At 58.0% G+C, this 17,468-nt stretch carries 12 protein-coding genes, 4 tRNA genes and 1 pseudogene; 13 read left to right on the top strand and 4 right to left on the bottom strand.

Annotated features, from left to right (window positions below):
* The first annotated feature begins 248 nt into the window (after positions 1-248).
* The 13 genes from QRN10_RS10740 (at position 249) to QRN10_RS10680 (ending at position 12,427) form a co-directional block, all read left to right on the top strand.
* Positions 249-325: transfer RNA gene (locus QRN10_RS10740), tRNA-Arg, on the top strand.
* 32 nt (positions 326-357) lie between these two features.
* Positions 358-433 (top strand) — tRNA-His (locus QRN10_RS10735).
* Between the two features lie 57 nt (positions 434-490).
* Positions 491-575 (top strand) — tRNA-Leu (locus QRN10_RS10730).
* Between the two features lie 77 nt (positions 576-652).
* Positions 653-728: transfer RNA gene (locus QRN10_RS10725), tRNA-His, on the top strand.
* A 327-nt stretch (positions 729-1,055) separates the two neighbouring features.
* Positions 1,056-2,366 (top strand): trigger factor, encoded by a 1,311-nt coding sequence (gene tig / locus QRN10_RS10720; protein WP_181081752.1) that lies wholly within the window; start codon positions 1,056-1,058, stop codon positions 2,364-2,366.
* Between the two features lie 91 nt (positions 2,367-2,457).
* Positions 2,458-3,093 (top strand): ATP-dependent Clp endopeptidase proteolytic subunit ClpP, encoded by a 636-nt coding sequence (gene clpP, locus QRN10_RS10715; RefSeq protein WP_181081753.1) that lies wholly within the window; start codon positions 2,458-2,460, stop codon positions 3,091-3,093.
* 112 nt (positions 3,094-3,205) lie between these two features.
* Positions 3,206-4,489, top strand: a complete 1,284-nt coding sequence (clpX, locus tag QRN10_RS10710) for an ATP-dependent Clp protease ATP-binding subunit ClpX (protein ID WP_034098852.1) — start codon at positions 3,206-3,208, stop codon at positions 4,487-4,489.
* Positions 4,490-4,607: 118 nt separating this feature from the next.
* Positions 4,608-6,026 carry an IS1182-like element ISPfl3 family transposase gene (locus tag QRN10_RS10705; protein WP_285428379.1) on the top strand — a complete coding sequence of 473 codons (1,419 nt, stop codon included), beginning with the start codon at positions 4,608-4,610 and terminating at the stop codon, positions 6,024-6,026.
* 211 nt (positions 6,027-6,237) lie between these two features.
* Positions 6,238-8,634: an endopeptidase La gene (gene lon, locus QRN10_RS10700; protein ID WP_181080981.1), complete on the top strand. Its 2,397-nt coding sequence runs from the start codon at positions 6,238-6,240 to the stop codon at positions 8,632-8,634.
* A gap of 127 nt (positions 8,635-8,761) precedes the next feature.
* The gene (locus QRN10_RS10695) at positions 8,762-9,049 is read left to right on the top strand and encodes an HU family DNA-binding protein (RefSeq protein ID WP_221034285.1); all 288 of its coding nucleotides are present in this window, start codon (positions 8,762-8,764) and stop codon (positions 9,047-9,049) included.
* A 229-nt stretch (positions 9,050-9,278) separates the two neighbouring features.
* A complete protein-coding gene (locus QRN10_RS10690; RefSeq protein WP_253508347.1) occupies positions 9,279-11,153 on the top strand; it encodes a SurA N-terminal domain-containing protein in 1,875 nt (624 codons plus the stop codon).
* A gap of 166 nt (positions 11,154-11,319) precedes the next feature.
* Entirely contained in the window at positions 11,320-12,120 is an 801-nt protein-coding gene (locus tag QRN10_RS10685) for a DUF2242 domain-containing protein (RefSeq protein ID WP_181080979.1), read from the top strand.
* Positions 12,121-12,232: 112 nt separating this feature from the next.
* The gene (locus QRN10_RS10680; RefSeq protein WP_181080984.1) at positions 12,233-12,427 is read left to right on the top strand and encodes a hypothetical protein; all 195 of its coding nucleotides are present in this window, start codon (positions 12,233-12,235) and stop codon (positions 12,425-12,427) included.
* An 8-nt stretch (positions 12,428-12,435) separates the two neighbouring features.
* On the opposite strand, the gene QRN10_RS10675 is transcribed toward QRN10_RS10680, so the two are convergent.
* From QRN10_RS10675 to QRN10_RS25295, 4 genes and pseudogenes are all read right to left on the bottom strand, one after another.
* Positions 12,436-13,470 carry an AraC family transcriptional regulator gene (locus tag QRN10_RS10675; RefSeq protein WP_285428378.1) on the bottom strand — a complete coding sequence of 345 codons (1,035 nt, stop codon included), beginning with the start codon at positions 13,468-13,470 and terminating at the stop codon, positions 12,436-12,438.
* Between the two features lie 4 nt (positions 13,471-13,474).
* Positions 13,475-14,605, bottom strand: a complete 1,131-nt coding sequence (locus tag QRN10_RS10670; protein ID WP_181080977.1) for a carbon-nitrogen hydrolase family protein — start codon at positions 14,603-14,605, stop codon at positions 13,475-13,477.
* Between the two features lie 229 nt (positions 14,606-14,834).
* Positions 14,835-16,646 carry a sensor domain-containing phosphodiesterase gene (locus QRN10_RS10665; RefSeq protein ID WP_285428376.1) on the bottom strand — a complete coding sequence of 604 codons (1,812 nt, stop codon included), beginning with the start codon at positions 16,644-16,646 and terminating at the stop codon, positions 14,835-14,837.
* A 111-nt stretch (positions 16,647-16,757) separates the two neighbouring features.
* Positions 16,758-17,354, bottom strand: a pseudogene (locus tag QRN10_RS25295) (methyl-accepting chemotaxis protein); the annotation flags it as partial.
* Between the last annotated feature and the right edge of the window lie 114 nt (positions 17,355-17,468).

Here is a 17,468-nt window from a genome sequence, read left to right as displayed (position 1 = left end):
AAGAAAAGTGCGCGCATTCTCGCATGCCAGGGCGTGAGGGCAAAGGCGCTTGGTCTGCAAATTGGCCTAACCCCTTAAATAAAATGAATTTTTTTCAAAAAAGATTTGACGGGTTTCTGGGGCCTCTATACTATTCGTCGCACTTGTCGGGCACAGCCTAGCACTGGTTAAGAAGGTCGAGCAGAATAGTTGTTCTGTAAGGCTGGAAGCACTTAGTTTGTAATCCTCCAAGAGTACAGATTAATAAGGCGCCCGTAGCTCAGCTGGATAGAGCATCCGCCTTCTAAGCGGATGGTCGCAGGTTCGAGTCCTGCCGGGTGCGCCATTAGGCAGCTTTGGCACAAGTAGCGCTATATGGTGGGCGTAGCTCAGTTGGTAGAGCACGGGATTGTGACTCCCGTTGTCGAGGGTTCGATCCCCTTCGTCCACCCCATATTTTGAAAGGCGCCAGATTTTACGGTCTGGCGCCTTTGCTTTAAGAGCTGCAAGCGCGGATGTGGTGGAATTGGTAGACACACTGGATTTAGGTTCCAGCGCCGCGAGGCGTAAGAGTTCGAGTCTCTTCATCCGCACCAATCACAGCTTTGTTCAATCGTAAGAGAGAGCAGGGCTCGACAAAGAAGTGGTTTGGTTTCTTTGTTAACGCAATATGGTGGGCGTAGCTCAGTTGGTAGAGCACGGGATTGTGACTCCCGTTGTCGAGGGTTCGATCCCCTTCGTCCACCCCATATTCGAAAGGCGCCAGATTTAACAGTCTGGCGCCTTTTTTGGTTTTGGCGGTTCGAACGCTGGGTAGTCGCGGCTACCGCGTCGCCGCGTCAGGGGGGATGGTGGTGACGCCTTCTATATATAGAAGGAGGCGGCGCAGGGCCCTGGCTTGATCGGCTGTATTTGTCAGCGGGACGAGGAGCAGCAGTGCTCTCGTACCGATAAATTGCCGGCTGTTTACGAGCATATTTCCAGTAGGGTGACTTCTTGAGTTTGACCCACTAGAATGCATGCCCTTGATTGGGGTCGGAAATGGCCGGCTAACGTCTGTGCAACGAGGAATATCCATGCAAGTTTCTGTTGAAAATACTACTGCTCTCGAGCGCCGCCTGAGCATCACCGTGCCGGCAGAGCGTATCGAGACTGCGGTCAACAAGCGTCTGCAGCAGACTGCCCAGAAGGCCAAGATCGCTGGTTTCCGTCCAGGCAAAGTGCCGATGAGCGAAATCAAGCGTCGTTTTGGTGCCGATGCGCGTCAGGAAGCTGTCGGTGACGTGATCCAGGCTTCCTTTTATGAAGCCGTGGTCGAGCAAAAGCTGAACCCGGCTGGCTCGCCTTCGATCGAGCCCAAGTCCCTGGAAGCGGGCAAGGACCTGGAATACGTTGCCGTATTCGAAGTGTTCCCTGAGTTCGAAGTTGCCGGCTTCGACGGTATCGCTATTGAGCGCCTGAGCGCTGAAGTGGCTGACTCCGATCTGGACAACATGCTGGAAATCCTGCGCAAGCAGAACACGCGCTTCGAAGTGGTTGAGCGTGCCGCCCAGACCGAAGACCAGCTGAACATCGATTTCGTTGGCAAGGTTGACGGCGAAGTATTCGCTGGCGGCTCTGCCAAAGGCACTCAGCTGGTGCTGGGTTCCAACCGCATGATCCCTGGTTTCGAAGACGGCCTGGTTGGCGCTAAAGCCGGCGAAGAGCGCGTGTTGAACCTGACCTTCCCGGCTGACTATCAGAACCTGGACCTGGCCGGTAAGGCCGCCGAGTTCACCGTGACCGTCAACAGCGTTTCCGAGCCTAAGCTGCCAGAGCTGAACGAGGAATTCTTCGCTCAATTCGGCATCAAGGAAACCGGCATCGAAGGCTTCCGCGCCGAAGTTCGCAAGAACATGGAGCGTGAGCTGCGCCAGGCCATCAAGTCCAAGGTGAAGAACCAGGTCATGGACGGTCTGCTGGCCGCCAATCCGATCGAAGTGCCTAAGGCTCTGCTGTCCAACGAAGTGGATCGCCTGCGCGTTCAAGCGGTTCAGCAGTTCGGTGGCAACATCAAGCCTGATCAACTGCCGGCCGAGCTGTTCGAAGAGCAAGCCAAGCGTCGCGTTGTGCTGGGTCTGATCGTGGCTGAAGTGGTCAAGCAGTACGACCTCAAGCCTGACGAAGATCGCGTTCGCGAAATGATCCAGGAAATGGCTTCGGCCTACCAGGAGCCTGAGCAGGTCGTGGCTTGGTACTACAAGAACGACCAGCAACTGAACGAAGTACGTTCGGTTGTGCTGGAAGAACAAGTTGTGGATACTGTTCTGCAGAAGGCTAAGGTGACCGATAAAGCGGTCTCTTACGAAGAAGCAGTCAAACCGGCGGAAGCAGCACAAGCCGACTGATTGTCCAACTCGTTGGAAATACAACCATAAGCCAGCCTCGCGCTGGCTTATGCGTTTTCAAGACATGACTATTTGGGAGTAACTGCAGAGCATGTTCCGTAATTCCTATATTCAGCAGAACTCTGATATCCAGGCCGCCGGCGGCCTGGTCCCGATGGTTGTCGAGCAATCCGCTCGTGGCGAACGCGCCTATGACATCTATTCGCGCCTGCTAAAGGAGCGAGTGATCTTTCTGGTTGGTCCGGTAGAGGACTACATGGCCAACCTGATCTGTGCGCAGCTGCTGTTCCTTGAAGCGGAAAATCCGGACAAGGACATCCATCTTTACATCAACTCGCCGGGCGGTTCGGTGACGGCGGGCATGTCGATCTACGACACCATGCAGTTCATCAAGCCAAACGTATCGACCACCTGTATTGGTCAGGCCTGCAGCATGGGTGCGTTCCTGCTGACCGCCGGCGCTCACGGCAAGCGTTTCTGCCTGCCGAACTCCCGTGTAATGATTCACCAGCCGTTGGGTGGTTTCCAGGGTCAGGCGTCGGACATCGAGATTCACGCCAAGGAAATCCTTTTTATCCGCGAGCGCTTGAACACGCTGATGGCCAAGCACAGTGGACGCACCCTTGAAGAAATCGAGCGCGATACCAACCGCGACAATTTCATGAGTGCAGAAATGGCGCGTGAATACGGGTTGATCGACGCAGTGATTGACCACCGCCCCGCATAATATAAGCCGCTCAAAATAAGGCTGATCGGCGTGTCCGATCATCGGCGGGCTTGAAAAAGCCCGCATAAGCCTTCATCTTGTGTTGCAAGCCTATCGGATTTGGATCGAACGAATGACTGACACCCGCAACGGCGAGGACAACGGCAAGCTGCTCTATTGCTCCTTCTGTGGCAAAAGCCAGCATGAAGTACGCAAATTGATTGCCGGCCCCTCGGTCTTTATCTGCGACGAGTGCGTCGACCTGTGCAATGACATCATCCGCGAGGAGGTGCAGGAAGCCCAGGCCGAGAGCAGCGCGCATAAATTGCCTTCGCCCAAAGAAATCAGCGGCATCCTTGACCAGTATGTGATTGGTCAAGAGCGTGCGAAGAAGATTCTGGCCGTAGCGGTGTACAACCACTACAAGCGCTTGAATCAGCGAGACAAGAAAGGTGAGGAAGTCGAACTCGGCAAGAGCAACATCTTGCTGATCGGTCCTACAGGCTCGGGTAAGACCCTGCTTGCTGAGACCCTCGCTCGCCTGCTTAATGTTCCGTTCACCATCGCCGACGCCACCACCCTCACCGAGGCTGGCTATGTGGGCGAGGACGTCGAGAACATCATTCAGAAACTGCTGCAGAAGTGCGACTACGATGTGGAGAAGGCCCAGATGGGTATCGTCTACATCGACGAAATCGACAAGATCTCGCGCAAGTCCGACAACCCGTCCATCACTCGTGATGTTTCTGGTGAAGGTGTGCAGCAGGCGCTGTTGAAACTCATCGAAGGCACGGTGGCTTCCGTACCGCCGCAAGGTGGTCGCAAGCACCCGCAGCAGGAATTCCTTCAGGTTGATACGCGTAATATCCTGTTTATCTGTGGCGGTGCGTTCTCCGGTCTGGAAAAGGTTATTCAAAACCGTTCCACCCGTGGTGGTATCGGGTTCAGTGCGGAAGTGCGCAGCAAGGAAGAAGGCAAGAAGGTAGGCGAGTCCCTGCGTGAAGTCGAGCCTGACGATCTGGTCAAGTTCGGTCTGATCCCTGAGTTCGTTGGCCGTCTGCCGGTCCTGGCCACGTTGGACGAGCTGGATGAGGCTGCGTTGATTCAGATCCTCACCGAGCCGAAAAACGCGCTGACCAAGCAATACGCCAAGCTGTTCGAAATGGAAGGCGTCGACCTCGAGTTCCGTACCGACGCGCTCAAATCGGTGGCCAAGCGTGCACTGGAGCGTAAGACCGGCGCGCGCGGTTTGCGCTCGATCCTGGAAGGCGTACTGCTCGACACCATGTATGAAATCCCCTCGCAGTCCGAGGTGAGTAAAGTGGTGATCGACGAAAGCGTTATAGAAGGTAAGTCCAAGCCACTGTATATCTACGAAAACAGTGAGCCGGCTGCCAAGGCTGCGCCAGACGCGTAAGCGTTTCGCGGCATTCGTAAAGACAAAGGGGCCTCCAGCAGACTGTGTGAAAACCTAGCAATCTGTCCGGCCCTTTAAGAGAATGCTCCGTATCGAAAGATACGGAGCATTTTTCGTTATGGCCTACATACAAGGCGAGTCCCGCAACCAGACCAGCCTGTTCCCGGTCTCGCTGGAGGAACTGATCCCTGAAGATCACCTCGTACGGGTCATCGACCTGTATGTCACCAAGCTCGATCTGGGCCAGCTCGGTTTTGAGAAGGCTCAGCCCAAGGCCACTGGGCGCCCAGCTTACGACCCCGCCGATCAGCTCAAGCTCTATCTCTATGGCTATTTTCAGCGCATTCGATCGTCGCGGCGCCTAGAAGCTGAGTGCCAACGCAACATCGAAGTGATGTGGTTGATCAACCGGCTTAAACCCGACTTCAAGACCATCGCCGACTTTCGCAAGAACAACAAAGTAGCGTTCGTTACGACGTGCCGAGCTTTTGTGCAGTTCTGCCGATCCGTCGGCTTGATTGCGGGCGATCTGGTTGCGATCGATGGCAGTAAGTTTCAGGCAGTCGCTTCCTCGCGACGCCACCTGAATTTGAATCAGCTCAAGCGTCAGGAGGAGAAGCTGGATAAACGGATCGCCCAATACCTGGCTGACCTGGATGCCGTTGATAAAGCAGAGGGCGAGCAAGTGGTCGATCGCACTGCGATCAAGGCGGCACTGGCGAAGCTTGAGGCCAAGCAGCAAGACAACCGTAGTTGCCAAGCTTTGATGAAGTCGATGGGGCTGGAGCAATTCAACACGCACGAAAGCGATGCCCGAATGATGCGCACGCCAAAGGGGGCTCGTGTTGCCTATAACGTGCAAACAGCCGTGGACGCAGAGCACTGTCTGATTTTGCACCATGAGGTGACGCAAGATGGTGACGACCGCAAACAGCTTGAACCCATAGCTAAAGCTGCCAAGGCCGAACTGGGGCAGGACACGCTGACCGTGACAGCCGATATGGGCTACTCAAATGGCCAGCAATTCCAGGCGTGCGAGGATGCCTCCATTACCGTGTACGTGCCGCCAAACCGAACTTCGAACCCAGGCGGAGAGACATTATTCGAGCGCCAGGACTTTACCTATGACGCTGAACAGGATCGATACCAGTGCCCGGCAGGTCAATGGCTAACCCTGAAGCAGCGTTGCAAAGGCGACCGGATCTACCAGGCGGCAGTCAGCGACTGCGCTGGATGTGCGCTGAAAGCCCAATGTACAAAGGCTCAGCGCCGCTATGTCTCACGTCACGCACAAGAGGAAGCCTTTGAGCGTATGGCACAGCGGATGCAACTGCATCCAGAGATGATGGAGCGACGCAGATCCATCGTGGAGCACCCGTTTGGCAATCTCAAACAATGGCTATTTGGGAACGGGCGGTTCTTGCTACGACAACTTGAAGGGACGAAAGCTGAAATGGCCCTGGCCGTGACCGCGTACAACTTCAAGCGGGCGATCAGTGTCTTGGGAGCCAAGAAAATGATGCAACTGATGGGCTGAAGAGCCTTTTTCAGCACAAAAACAAACGCCCCGAACAAGTCGGGGCGTTTGGTCTAAGGCCTGTCAGTGTGTTTTCACACAGTCTGCCAGGGGCCCCTTTGTGTTTTTAACGTTTTACTGCGCTTAACTGCCGGCAATAAGCTTGTTTTTTTTGCATGCAGCCCCCATCTTGGCTTCATGCTTAATTTTGAACTGTCATAGAGGCGAACTCATGAAGACCACCATTGAATTGCCTCTCCTGCCGTTGCGTGATGTCGTCGTCTATCCGCACATGGTTATCCCGCTGTTCGTGGGGCGCGAGAAGTCTATCGAAGCCCTCGAGGCTGCGATGACGGGCGATAAGCAGATCCTGCTGCTGGCCCAGAAGAATCCGGCTGATGATGATCCAGGCGAAGACGCCCTGTATCGCGTCGGCACCGTTGCCACTGTGCTGCAATTGCTCAAACTGCCGGATGGCACCGTCAAGGTATTGGTAGAAGGCGAGCAGCGCGGCGCCGTGGAACGCTTCATGGAGGTGGATGGCCACCTGCGTGCCGAGGTGGCGTTGATCGACGAGATCGAGGCCCCGGAGCGCGAGTCCGAAGTGTTTGTGCGCAGCCTGCTTTCGCAATTCGAGCAGTATGTGCAGTTGGGCAAGAAAGTCCCGGCTGAGGTGCTGTCTTCTCTCAACAGCATTGATGAACCGAGCCGCCTGGTCGATACGATGGCCGCGCATATGGCGCTGAAAATCGAACAGAAGCAGGACATCCTCGAAATCATCGACCTGCCGGCCCGCGTGGAGCATGTACTGGCCCTGCTGGACGCTGAAATCGACCTGTTGCAGGTCGAGAAGCGCATTCGTGGCCGTGTAAAGAAACAAATGGAGCGCAGCCAGCGCGAGTACTACCTGAATGAGCAGATGAAGGCCATTCAGAAAGAGCTCGGCGACGGTGAGGAAGGCCATAACGAAATCGAAGAGCTGAAAAAGCGTATCGATGCCGCCGGTTTGCCCAAGGACGCTCTGACCAAGGCCACCGCTGAGCTGAACAAGCTCAAGCAGATGTCGCCGATGTCGGCTGAAGCCACCGTGGTTCGCTCTTACATCGACTGGTTGGTGCAGGTGCCGTGGAAGGCGCAGACCAAAGTGCGCCTGGACCTTGCGCGCGCCGAGGACATCCTCGACGCCGACCACTACGGCCTGGAGGAGGTCAAGGAACGCATCCTTGAATACCTCGCCGTACAGAAACGCGTGAAGAAAATCCGCGGCCCGGTGCTTTGCCTGGTGGGTCCGCCTGGCGTGGGTAAAACATCCCTGGCCGAGTCCATCGCCAACGCCACCAACCGCAAATTCGTGCGCATGGCCCTTGGCGGTGTGCGTGATGAAGCGGAAATCCGTGGTCATCGCCGCACGTATATCGGTTCGATGCCAGGAAGATTGATTCAAAAGATGACCAAGGTTGGCGTACGCAACCCGCTGTTCCTGCTCGATGAAATCGACAAGATGGGCAGCGACATGCGCGGCGATCCGGCTTCGGCGTTGCTCGAAGTGCTCGATCCCGAGCAGAACCACAATTTCAACGACCATTACCTGGAAGTCGATTACGACCTTTCCGACGTGATGTTCCTGTGCACCTCCAACTCCATGAATATTCCGCCGGCGTTGCTGGATCGGATGGAAGTGATTCGCCTGCCGGGTTACACCGAAGACGAGAAGATCAACATCGCCGTCAAGTACCTCGCGCCCAAGCAAATCGCGGCCAACGGCCTTAAGAAGGGCGAAATCGAGTTTGACGTCGAAGCGATCCGCGACATGGTCCGCTACTACACCCGCGAGGCCGGTGTGCGTGGGCTGGAGCGCCAGATTGCGAAGGTGTGCCGCAAGGCGGTGAAGGAACACGCACTGGAAAAACGCTTCTCGGTGAAGGTGACGGCCGATGCGCTGGAGCACTTCCTCGGCGTACGCAAATTCCGATACGGGCTGGCCGAGCAGCAGGATCAGGTAGGGCAGGTGACTGGCCTGGCGTGGACCCAGGTGGGTGGCGAGCTGCTCACCATCGAGGCCGCGGTGATCCCAGGCAAGGGCCAGTTGATCAAGACCGGCTCCCTGGGTGACGTGATGGTCGAATCCATTACCGCCGCGCAAACCGTGGTGCGCAGCCGCGCGAGAAGCCTGGGGATCCCCCTGGACTTCCACGAGAAGCACGACACCCATATCCACATGCCGGAAGGGGCGACCCCGAAGGATGGTCCTAGCGCGGGTGTGGGCATGTGCACCGCACTGGTATCAGCATTGACCGGCATCCCGGTACGCGCCGATGTAGCGATGACCGGGGAAATAACCCTGCGTGGTCAGGTATTGGCGATCGGCGGCCTCAAAGAGAAACTGCTGGCCGCGCACAGGGGTGGTATCAAGACCGTGATCATTCCTGAAGAGAATGTTCGCGACTTGAAGGAAATTCCTGACAATATCAAGCAGGATCTTCAGATTAAACCGGTTAAATGGATTGACGAAGTCCTGCAAATTGCGCTGCAATACGCGCCGGAGCCCTTGCCGGACGTGGCGCCGGAGATAGTTGCTAAGGACGAAAAACGAGAGTCTGATTCCAAGGAAAGAATTAGCACGCATTAATGAGCCTGGGGGCTTCCTTGACAGCTTTTTAGAGCCCTTGTTATAAAGCGGCTCTTAAGTGTCTGTAGGCCATTCAGCACTGGTTTTTGCTTTTACCAAAAAACTTAGAATCATACTCAATAGATATATAAGGGGACTTAGAGTGAACAAGTCGGAACTGATTGATGCTATCGCTGCATCCGCTGATATCCCGAAAGCTGCTGCTGGCCGTGCGCTGGATGCAGTAATCGAATCCGTCACTGGCGCTCTGAAGGCCGGCGACTCCGTGGTACTGGTAGGCTTCGGTACGTTCTCTGTGACTGACCGCCCAGCTCGCACTGGCCGCAACCCACAGACTGGCAAAGCACTGCAAATCGCTGCTGCCAAGAAACCAGGTTTCAAAGCCGGTAAAGCCCTGAAAGAAGCCGTTAACTAAGCTTCGATCAAGCCTTACCTACCCGGGTCCGACGCAGGTCTGGCCTGGCAGCGGAGCGGCAATCGACCCACTATCCATCGGGTCGCCAAGCCGGGGGTGTGGGTTCAGACCCCCGTCCGCTCCGCCAGTTACGAGAAGGCGCATCCTCGGATGCGCCTTTCTTCTATCCGGACTCTACCCACGCTCCACGGTTGCCAATTTTTGAAGTTCAACCGTTTCTGGGGGACGCATGCTGCAAAATATCAGGGACAATTCACAAGGCTGGATTGCCAAGACCATTATCGGGATCATCGTCGCATTGATGGCGTTCACCGGTATCGAAGCCATTTTCCAGGCTTCGACCAACACCAAGCAGGACGTGGCCAAGGTCAACGGTGAAGCAATCACCCAGACCGAACTGAGCCAGGCCGTCGACATGCAACGGCGCCAGCTGATGCAACAGTTGGGCAAGGATTTCGATGCGTCGCTGCTGGACGAAAAACTGCTGCGCGAAGCGGCCCTCAAGGGCCTGATCGACCGCAAGCTGCTGCTGCAAGGGGCCGCCGACGCCAAGTTTGGCTTCTCTGAAGCTGCGCTGGACCAGGTGATCCTGCAAACGCCGGAATTCCAGGTGGACGGCAAGTTCAGCCCGGAACGTTTCGATCAGGTGATCCGCCAACTGGGCTACAGCCGTCTGCAATTCCGTCAGATGCTGACTCAGGAAATGCTGATCGGCCAGGTGCGTGCAGGTATCGCCGGCAGTGGCTTTGTGACCGATGCCGAGGTGCTGGCTTTTGCCCGCCTGGAAAAACAGACTCGCGATTTCGCCACGGTCAATATCAAGGCTGACCCTGCGGCGGTGAAGCTCACCGACGATGAGGTCAAGGCCTACTATGACCAGCACGCTAAAGAGTTCATGACGCCGGACCAGGTGGTCATCGATTACCTCGAATTGAAGAAGTCGTCGTTCTTCGACCAGGTCAGCGTCAAGGATGATGAGCTGCAGGCGGCCTATCAGAAAGAAACCGCCAACCTCGCTGAACAGCGTCGTGCCGCGCACATTCTGATTGAAGTCAACGACAAGGTGACCGACGCGCAGGCGAAAGCCAAGATCGAAGAAGTCCAGGCGCGCCTGGCCAAGGGGGAGAAGTTCGAAGCCCTGGCCAAGGAGTTCTCTCAGGATCCGGGTTCGGCCAACAATGGCGGCGACCTCGGATTTGCCGGCCCCGGCGTCTACGATCCGGACTTTGAAGCCGCGCTGTACGCGTTGAATAAAGACCAGGTCTCGGCGCCGGTGCGCACCACCTTTGGTTGGCACCTGATCAAACTGCTCGGCGTCGAAGCACCTGAAGTCCCGACGTTCGCCAGCCTGAAAGACAAGCTGACCCGCGAGCTCAAGGCCCAGCAGGTCGAACAGCGCTTTGTCGAAGCCACCAAGCAATTGGAAGATGCGGCATTCGAAGCGTCCGATCTGGCCCAGCCGGCGTCCGATCTGAAGCTGACCGTGCACACCTCCGCGCCTTTCGGCCGCGACGGTGGCGAAGGTGTCGCCGCCAACCGTGCCGTGGTGACCGCCGCGTTCAGCCCGGAAGTGCTGGACGAAGGTGCCAACAGCACCGCTATTGAGCTGGATCCGGACACCGTCATCGTGCTGCGTGCCAAGGAGCACCGCAAACCAGCGCAATTGCCGCTGGAAAGTGTTGCCTCGGCAATTCGCGCGCAGATGACCAAGGAGCGCGCCAGCGCGGCCGCCAAGACCCATGCTGACGAGCTGATCGCCAGCCTGCGTGAGGGCAAGACCCCGCTGAACCAGCCGATTGATGGTCAGGCGTGGAAGGTCACCGAAGCGGCTACCCGTAGCCAGGAAGCGATCGATCCGGCCGTGCTGCAAGCCCTGTTCCGCATGCCGAAGCCTGCGGCCAAGGACAAGCCAACGTTCACTACAGTGACCCTGGCTGATGGCAGCCTGGTGATCGTGCGTTTGAACGGTGTCAACGAAGCCGCCGCGCCAACGGACGAAGAAAAGGCACAGTACCGCCGCTTCCTCGCTTCCCGTGTCGGCCAGCAGGACTTTGCCGCTTACCGCAAGCAGTTGGAAACAAAGGCTGACATCAAAAAATATTGATGTCGGTTTGAACACCCAGCCCCCGGCCTGTAAAGGCCGGGGGTTTTTTATTGGGGTTCGTTCAGAGCCAATAGTCAACCTGTGACGTTTTACCGACAGGAATACGCGCGCCAGTCCCCCGTTCTGTTGCACAATACCGCCCAGACCGTTTTCCTCAGGATTTTCAATGTCGACATCATTTCACTTGCGCAGCCTCGGGTTGGCGTTGGTGTTGGCGGGCGCCGCGGGCTGCTCGTCACCCAAGACCGCTATCTATGAACATGAGAACTTCGACGACTCCGGTACGTTTTCAAGGGACTACCCGGTCAGCGACGTAGCGGCGTGCGAAGCCGCTCGTCGTGCCTTGCTGAGCCAGGGCTACATCATCACCAGCAGCGATCCGAAACTGGTGGTGGGTAACAAGAGCTTCCAGCAGACCGGCGAAACCCATCTGCAGATCAGTTTCAACGTCGTGTGTGCCGATGACGGCAAAGGTAAAAAGCACTCGACGATGTTTGCCAATGCCTTGCAGGATCGCTATGCGCTGAAGAAGGTCAATAACTCAGCGAGCCTCGGCGTGGGCGTATTGGGGTCGGTGTCGATGCCGATTGGCTCCACCGATGACTCGATGGTCAAGGTCGCCAGCGAGACGGTGTCTGCGCCTAAGTTCTATGATCGTTACTTCGCCCTGGTGGACGTGTTCCTGCCGCAGGAAGTGAAGAAGGCCGAGCATATCCCTGAGAAGCCGAAGGCGGACCTGGGTGTGCCGGAACCTAAAGCCGAACCTGCCGCAGAGAACGTCGAGGCGCCCAAGCAAGAACCGGCGGCGCCTGCTGCATCGCAACCGCTTGCCCCACCTGCCGAGCCTGCTCCGTTTGCCCCGCAGGTTGAGCCACAAGCGGCGCCAACGCCTGCACCTGCACCGACCAATCCTGAGCTCCCCGCGCCGACCGAGGCAATTCCAGCCCTGCCGACGCCGGCGCAGTAAAACAGATCGTTGCGGGGTCGATCCTGTCCCCGTAACGGTTTCTTCCTCGACAGCCTACGTGTGCTAAATCCCCGCGCCGCTGCTACGTTTAATCCTCAAGTGCAGGAACGTCATGGCGCAGACTTTTTTTCGTCATCACGGCACTTTAGGCTGGTGGTGCGGGTCATTCATTAAAGCCGTATTGCACCGGCTTTCACGATCAGAAAACAGGGAGTACACCATGGACGATTACCAGGAAGAACTGCTGGAGTATCAGGCCTTTGAGCTGGATCCGTTGGATCCGGTCGACGATGCCACCGAGCTGTAATACCGGCCTCAGGCGGAATGCCGCTGACTGCGGCGAAATTCCCCTGGGGTCTGGTTGTTCCATCGCCTGAATGCCCGTTGAAATGCCTGGGCAGAGGCAAACCCGAGCAAATAGGCGATCTCGCCGAAGGCCAGTTCCGTGTCGCGGATGTAGGTCATGGCCAGGTCGCGACGGGTGTCATTGAGAATTGCGCGAAATTGAGTGCCTTCATCGGCCAGTTTGCGCCGCAAGGTCCAGGTCGGCAGCTTTAAGCGTGCCGCCACTTCCTCCAGGTCGGGTTCCCGGCCGCCATTGAGCATCGGCCCAAGCAACCGGGTGATCCGCTCGCGCAGGCTGCGGGTGCGCGTCAACTGCTCCAATTCCCGTTCACACAGTTGCAGCAACAGGTGCCAGGTGCTTGGACAATGTTGTGGGTTGCGCAGGGCCAGGGTGGGTTGGCTCAGGCGCAACTGGTTGATATCCGCGCCGAAGTGCACGGGGCTGTCACCCAATAGGCTGTAGTGTTCGCTGTAGTCCGGAGCCTCGAATTCAATTTCGATCCGCTGCGCCTGCACCGGTCGCTCGGCCAGGTTGGAGAGTTGGTGCAGCCAGCCGGCGATGATCGAGTCCACCACGAAGCGGTTGTAGGCGTTGTAGGGACTGATGGAGTAAAAGCGCAGCCAGGCGCCTTCGGCGTCCTCATGAAAGCTCGATTGCCCTCGGTAGTTGGAACCGTACAGCGGCTCGAAGCGCGTCAGCGTGCGCGCGGCTTCGCGAACGTTGGGCGCCTGGGCGGCGGTGACGCCCGCCAGCCCGGCCTGGCTCAGGCGGCTGAGCTGTCCCATGCGCAGGCCCAGCGCCGGGTCGCCGGTCAGTTGGATGGCCGCGTGACCCAGGCGCATATAGCGAGGGATCGACAACCGCGCACCGGCTTCGGCCAGCCGTGCCGGTTCAAGACCGTATTGCAGGAGCAGGGGCTGCGGGTCCAGGCCGTGGCTGTGGACGGCATCGGCCAACGTGTGCACAAAGCCTACCGACAGATCCCCCAGGCGCACGGGCTTCATTGCGTTACAGCCAGATATTGAGCATGCGAGCACCCCGGGCGTCGCCATCGGCGCTGATCTGCCCGTTGCTGCTCAGGAAACTGTGCCCGGCGGTGCCCAGGTCCCAGAACTGCCCGCGCAGGAACACGCTCATGCCGGCGGTGGCCTGGCTGACGGGCTGCTGGCTGATCAACGTGAGCCGCCGCCAGGCCTCGCCTTCGCTCAGTTCCTCGGGCTTGAGGCTGACTTCCGGTGGCGTCGAAACGCTCTTGAAACCGCGCCATGGCCGATCCCAGGTGTCGCGTCCGGTCACCAGCGCCGGCACGGCAATCAACTGCGCGCCGCGGTCGTTGAGTTTGCGGTAGTTGTCCGGGTACCAACTGTCGCTGCCCACCAGCACCCCCAGGCGACCGGCCGGGGTGTCCACCACGTTGACCGTGTTCTCGTCGCCGGGCTGGATAAATTCGCGCTCGTCGTAGATTGGGTAGAGCTGGCGCTGGGGCTCGCCGATAGGCATGCCGTCGGCGGCGAATACCACGCTGGCGTTGTATAAGGCACCGTGGCCGATCTGCAGTTGGCGTTGGCTGACGGTCGGGTCGGGCAGGGCGATGGAGCCGGCCACCACGGTCACGCCGAACTCTTTGGCCAGGCCGCCGAACAGCACCTGGTAATCGCGCGCCATGCCCGCCGCCTTCATGCGCAGGTAGGCGTCGTCCAGGCGGTCGCTGCCGCTGGCGCTGATCCAGGCGCGCGCGAACTGTAACGGGTTGCTGACCGACAGCCAGTTCATCGCATCCTTGAGATGCATCGCCTGATACACCTCGTTCTTTTCGCCGGTAAGCATCAGCCAGGTGCCGATATGTTCGGGCAGTACCACGATGGTCTTGTCGTTGATCAGGCCCTGATCGCGGGCGTTTTGCAGGTAGGCCGCGAGTTTCAGATGCAGGCGTTCCAGGCTCTGATAGTCGGCGGGAAACAGCTCGGGCTGGATGCCCAGCAGATTGCCACGATCGGCTGGCACGCCTTCGTTGACGGCCAGTGTGATGCGCAGGTCCGACAGGTAATGCGCAACGGGGCGCTCCTGGGTCCAGACCAGATACGCGGCGACGGCGGCAACCAGGGCCAGGGTGGCGGTGAAGGCTAGAAGTTTACGCATGGATAACAGACAACAAACCGATTGCGGGGCGTGAATTTATGACGCAAGTGCAATTGAGGATACACAGTGTCAGCGGCTTACAGGAATTATTGGCAAGGCGCGCCGATTATTTCCTGCGCTCAATGGCAATTCGCTGTGGGACGAACCTGCATGTTGGAACCGGTTGTCCTGGCTTGGTTCCTGCCGCGCTCGACCTTTGCGCCGAGCAAGTTTCGGTGGACACCTGCACTCACGTCGCGTCAGCCCCCTTGGGTCTGTTGCCGTCAAAGGTCTGGCCGTTGGCTACCCACTCACAGAGCGCGTCGGGCGACAGTGGCCTAGAGAAGAAATAGCCTTGCCCTTGATGGCATTGCCAGTCGCGCAATAGCCTGTAGTTGGCGAGTGTTTCGACGCCTTCGGCGACCACGGTAAGGTTCAGGTTTCGTGCAAGGCGAATAATGCCTTGCACGATATGCCAATTGCTGGTGTCGGGGCGCAGGTCTGCCAGCAGCGATCGGTCGAGCTTGACGCTTTTTGCGGGGATGTCCCGCAGATACCGCCAGTTGCTGTAGCCACTGCCAAAGTCATCAATGGCGATTTCCACACCGAGCAGACGCAGGCGCTTGAGCTGTTGCTGTACCGCATCGAAGTCCGGGATCAGCACGCTTTCAGTAAACTCCAGTTCAATGCATTGCGGCGCCAGGTTGAAGTGAGCCAGTGATTGCGTCAATTCATCGATGAGCTGGCCATCGGTAAGATCAATCGATGAGACATTCAGCGATACCGTCAGGCGTAGACCTCGGGTTCGCCAGGCGTCGATCTGCTTGCAGACGTTTCTCACCACCCAGCTCGTGATACGGCGGATGACGGCGGTGGTTTCAGCCAGCCCGATAAACTCCGCAGGCCCGATTTCGCCCAGAGTGGGGTGCGTCCAACGCAACAGCGCCTCCACCGATTCGCACTGGCCATTGGTGAGGTTTATGCGCGGCTGGTATTCCAGCCGCAATTGGTCATGGGCGAGCAAAGCCGATTCGATCGAGTGGAGCAACAGCGCGCTGCGTTGTGAATGAGCGTCGACGGCGGGGTCGTAATACAGCCAGCGGTGCTCGGACCGCCGCGCCGTATCGGTCGCGCTGGCCATCAATCTCAAATTATCGACAGAGGCCTGCGCGTTGGGCCCGATTTTGAGCACGCCGATGCCGACATCGGCAAAGATCGGCACATTTTTGAAATGCACCGGCTGAGCAAGGGCTTCGTTGATGCGTTCGATCAGCTCATCCACCTTCAGGTGGGGAGTGTCCTCCAACAGAATGGCGAAGCTCAGCGTACTGGCTCGATACAAGCGGGCGCCTTCCGGCAGCACGCTGGCGAGCAGGTTTTTAACGCCAAGCATGAATTCAACGAAACAATCCAGGCCCAGGGCCTTGACCAGCCTGTCCATCACGGAGGCCGTGAGCGGTTCAATCAATATCGCCAGGCGGTCAGCCAGGCACGCTTCGCCCTTGACGACGTCCAGTTCGAAGCATTGGCGATTGGGCAGTCCGGTCAGGGCATCGAAAAAAAACTTGTGATGAATCGATTCCAGCCGTGCAACAACAATGGCGCCGGCGTTGTGCAGGAACACTCTGTCCTGCTCGCTCATCGGCGTCCGCTCCTTTTGATCGATGACGCACAGCGCACCCAATGCCGCGTGTCCTTTGGTGACCAGTGGGGCGCCGGCGTAGTAGCGAATGAACGGTGCGCCGGTGACCAGCGAGTTGTCGGTGAATCGAGCATCGTCTACGGCGTTCAGGATTTCCAGTATGCCTTCGCCGTGCATGCAGTGGACGCAGAACGAATCCGCCAGCGGAGCGCCGTCGGCCTCGATCCCGAGCTTGGCTTTATACGTCTGAAACTCATGGTCGACGATGCTCACCATCGCAATCGGCACGCCAAAGTGTGCCGACACCAGCGCGACGATGCTGTTGAGTACCTCATCCGATCCACTCTCGATATGGGCGGTGAGCCGCTCCACTTCGGACAGGCGCATTTGTTCTGCGAACGTTGAGAAGCAATTGGACATTTTCTCGATCCTGCAGTTGAGCAACCGCCACCGACGGCGTGCTCGATAAACGATAAAGCGGATGCTGAAATGAGATCCGAACAACCAACATAGCGCGAGCTGGGCAGACCGTCAGGTTTTAAAGCGCAAAACCAAGGCGTTCAAGTCGACCGACAGTCGCGAGAGTTCATTGCTGGCGGCCAGCGTCTGGCGCGTGCCTTCGCTGCTCTGGACGGCAAGGTCACGGATGCTGATCAAGCTGCGGTCGACATCACGCGCTACGTGCGCCTGTTCTTCGGAAGCTGTCGCAATCTGGAGGTTGCGGTCGTTGATTTCGAGTACCGAATCGGTGATCTGGCGCAGGGACTGGCCTGCTTGTTCCGCAGTGTCTCGGGTGCTGTAGACCTGCGAGGTACTCTCCAGCATTGAGCTGACTGCTGCGCGTGAGCCTGATTGAATTGCGCCGATCATTTGTTCGATCTCTTCGGTCGAGGTTTGTGTGCGATGCGCCAGGGCGCGCACTTCATCGGCGACCACTGCGAACCCGCGTCCTTGTTCACCTGCGCGCGCAGCTTCGATGGCCGCGTTCAACGCCAGCAGATTGGTCTGTTCGGCAATGGCGCGGATAACGCTCAGCACTTTGCTGATGTCCTGCGCTTGCCCAGCCAGCGACTTGACTTGATCTGAAGAGGATTCAACCAGGCCGGTCAGGCTATTCATCGCTGTCAGGGTCTCGTTGACGCGAGTATTACCGAGGTCGGCCGACACGCTCGATTGCCTGGCCGCTGCGGAGGTGGAGGTGGCGTTTCTGGCAACCTCTTCAACGGCGGCGCTCATCTGGGT

Origin of the sequence: Pseudomonas sp. lyk4-R2A-8 (genome assembly GCF_030209095.1) — a bacterium.
GTDB lineage: Bacteria > Pseudomonadota > Gammaproteobacteria > Pseudomonadales > Pseudomonadaceae > Aquipseudomonas > Aquipseudomonas quebecensis.
The sequence above is the reverse complement of the archived record's forward strand: the minus strand, read 5'-3'. Positions and strand labels throughout refer to the sequence as shown.

What these genes read in the sequence shown, in the direction of transcription:
- lon (WP_181080981.1), top strand. Translation starts at nt 6,238, where the DNA reads ATGAAGACCACCATTGAATTGCCTCTCCTGCCGTTGCGTGATGTCGTC.
- QRN10_RS10665 (WP_285428376.1), bottom strand. Translation starts at nt 16,646, where the DNA reads ATGTCCAATTGCTTCTCAACGTTCGCAGAACAAATGCGCCTGTCCGAA.
- QRN10_RS10690 (WP_253508347.1), top strand. Translation starts at nt 9,279, where the DNA reads ATGCTGCAAAATATCAGGGACAATTCACAAGGCTGGATTGCCAAGACC.
- tig (WP_181081752.1), top strand. Translation starts at nt 1,056, where the DNA reads ATGCAAGTTTCTGTTGAAAATACTACTGCTCTCGAGCGCCGCCTGAGC.
- QRN10_RS10685 (WP_181080979.1), top strand. Translation starts at nt 11,320, where the DNA reads ATGTCGACATCATTTCACTTGCGCAGCCTCGGGTTGGCGTTGGTGTTG.
- clpP (WP_181081753.1), top strand. Translation starts at nt 2,458, where the DNA reads ATGTTCCGTAATTCCTATATTCAGCAGAACTCTGATATCCAGGCCGCC.
- QRN10_RS10680 (WP_181080984.1), top strand. Translation starts at nt 12,233, where the DNA reads ATGGCGCAGACTTTTTTTCGTCATCACGGCACTTTAGGCTGGTGGTGC.
- clpX (WP_034098852.1), top strand. Translation starts at nt 3,206, where the DNA reads ATGACTGACACCCGCAACGGCGAGGACAACGGCAAGCTGCTCTATTGC.
- QRN10_RS10705 (WP_285428379.1), top strand. Translation starts at nt 4,608, where the DNA reads ATGGCCTACATACAAGGCGAGTCCCGCAACCAGACCAGCCTGTTCCCG.
- QRN10_RS10670 (WP_181080977.1), bottom strand. Translation starts at nt 14,605, where the DNA reads ATGCGTAAACTTCTAGCCTTCACCGCCACCCTGGCCCTGGTTGCCGCC.
- QRN10_RS10675 (WP_285428378.1), bottom strand. Translation starts at nt 13,470, where the DNA reads ATGAAGCCCGTGCGCCTGGGGGATCTGTCGGTAGGCTTTGTGCACACG.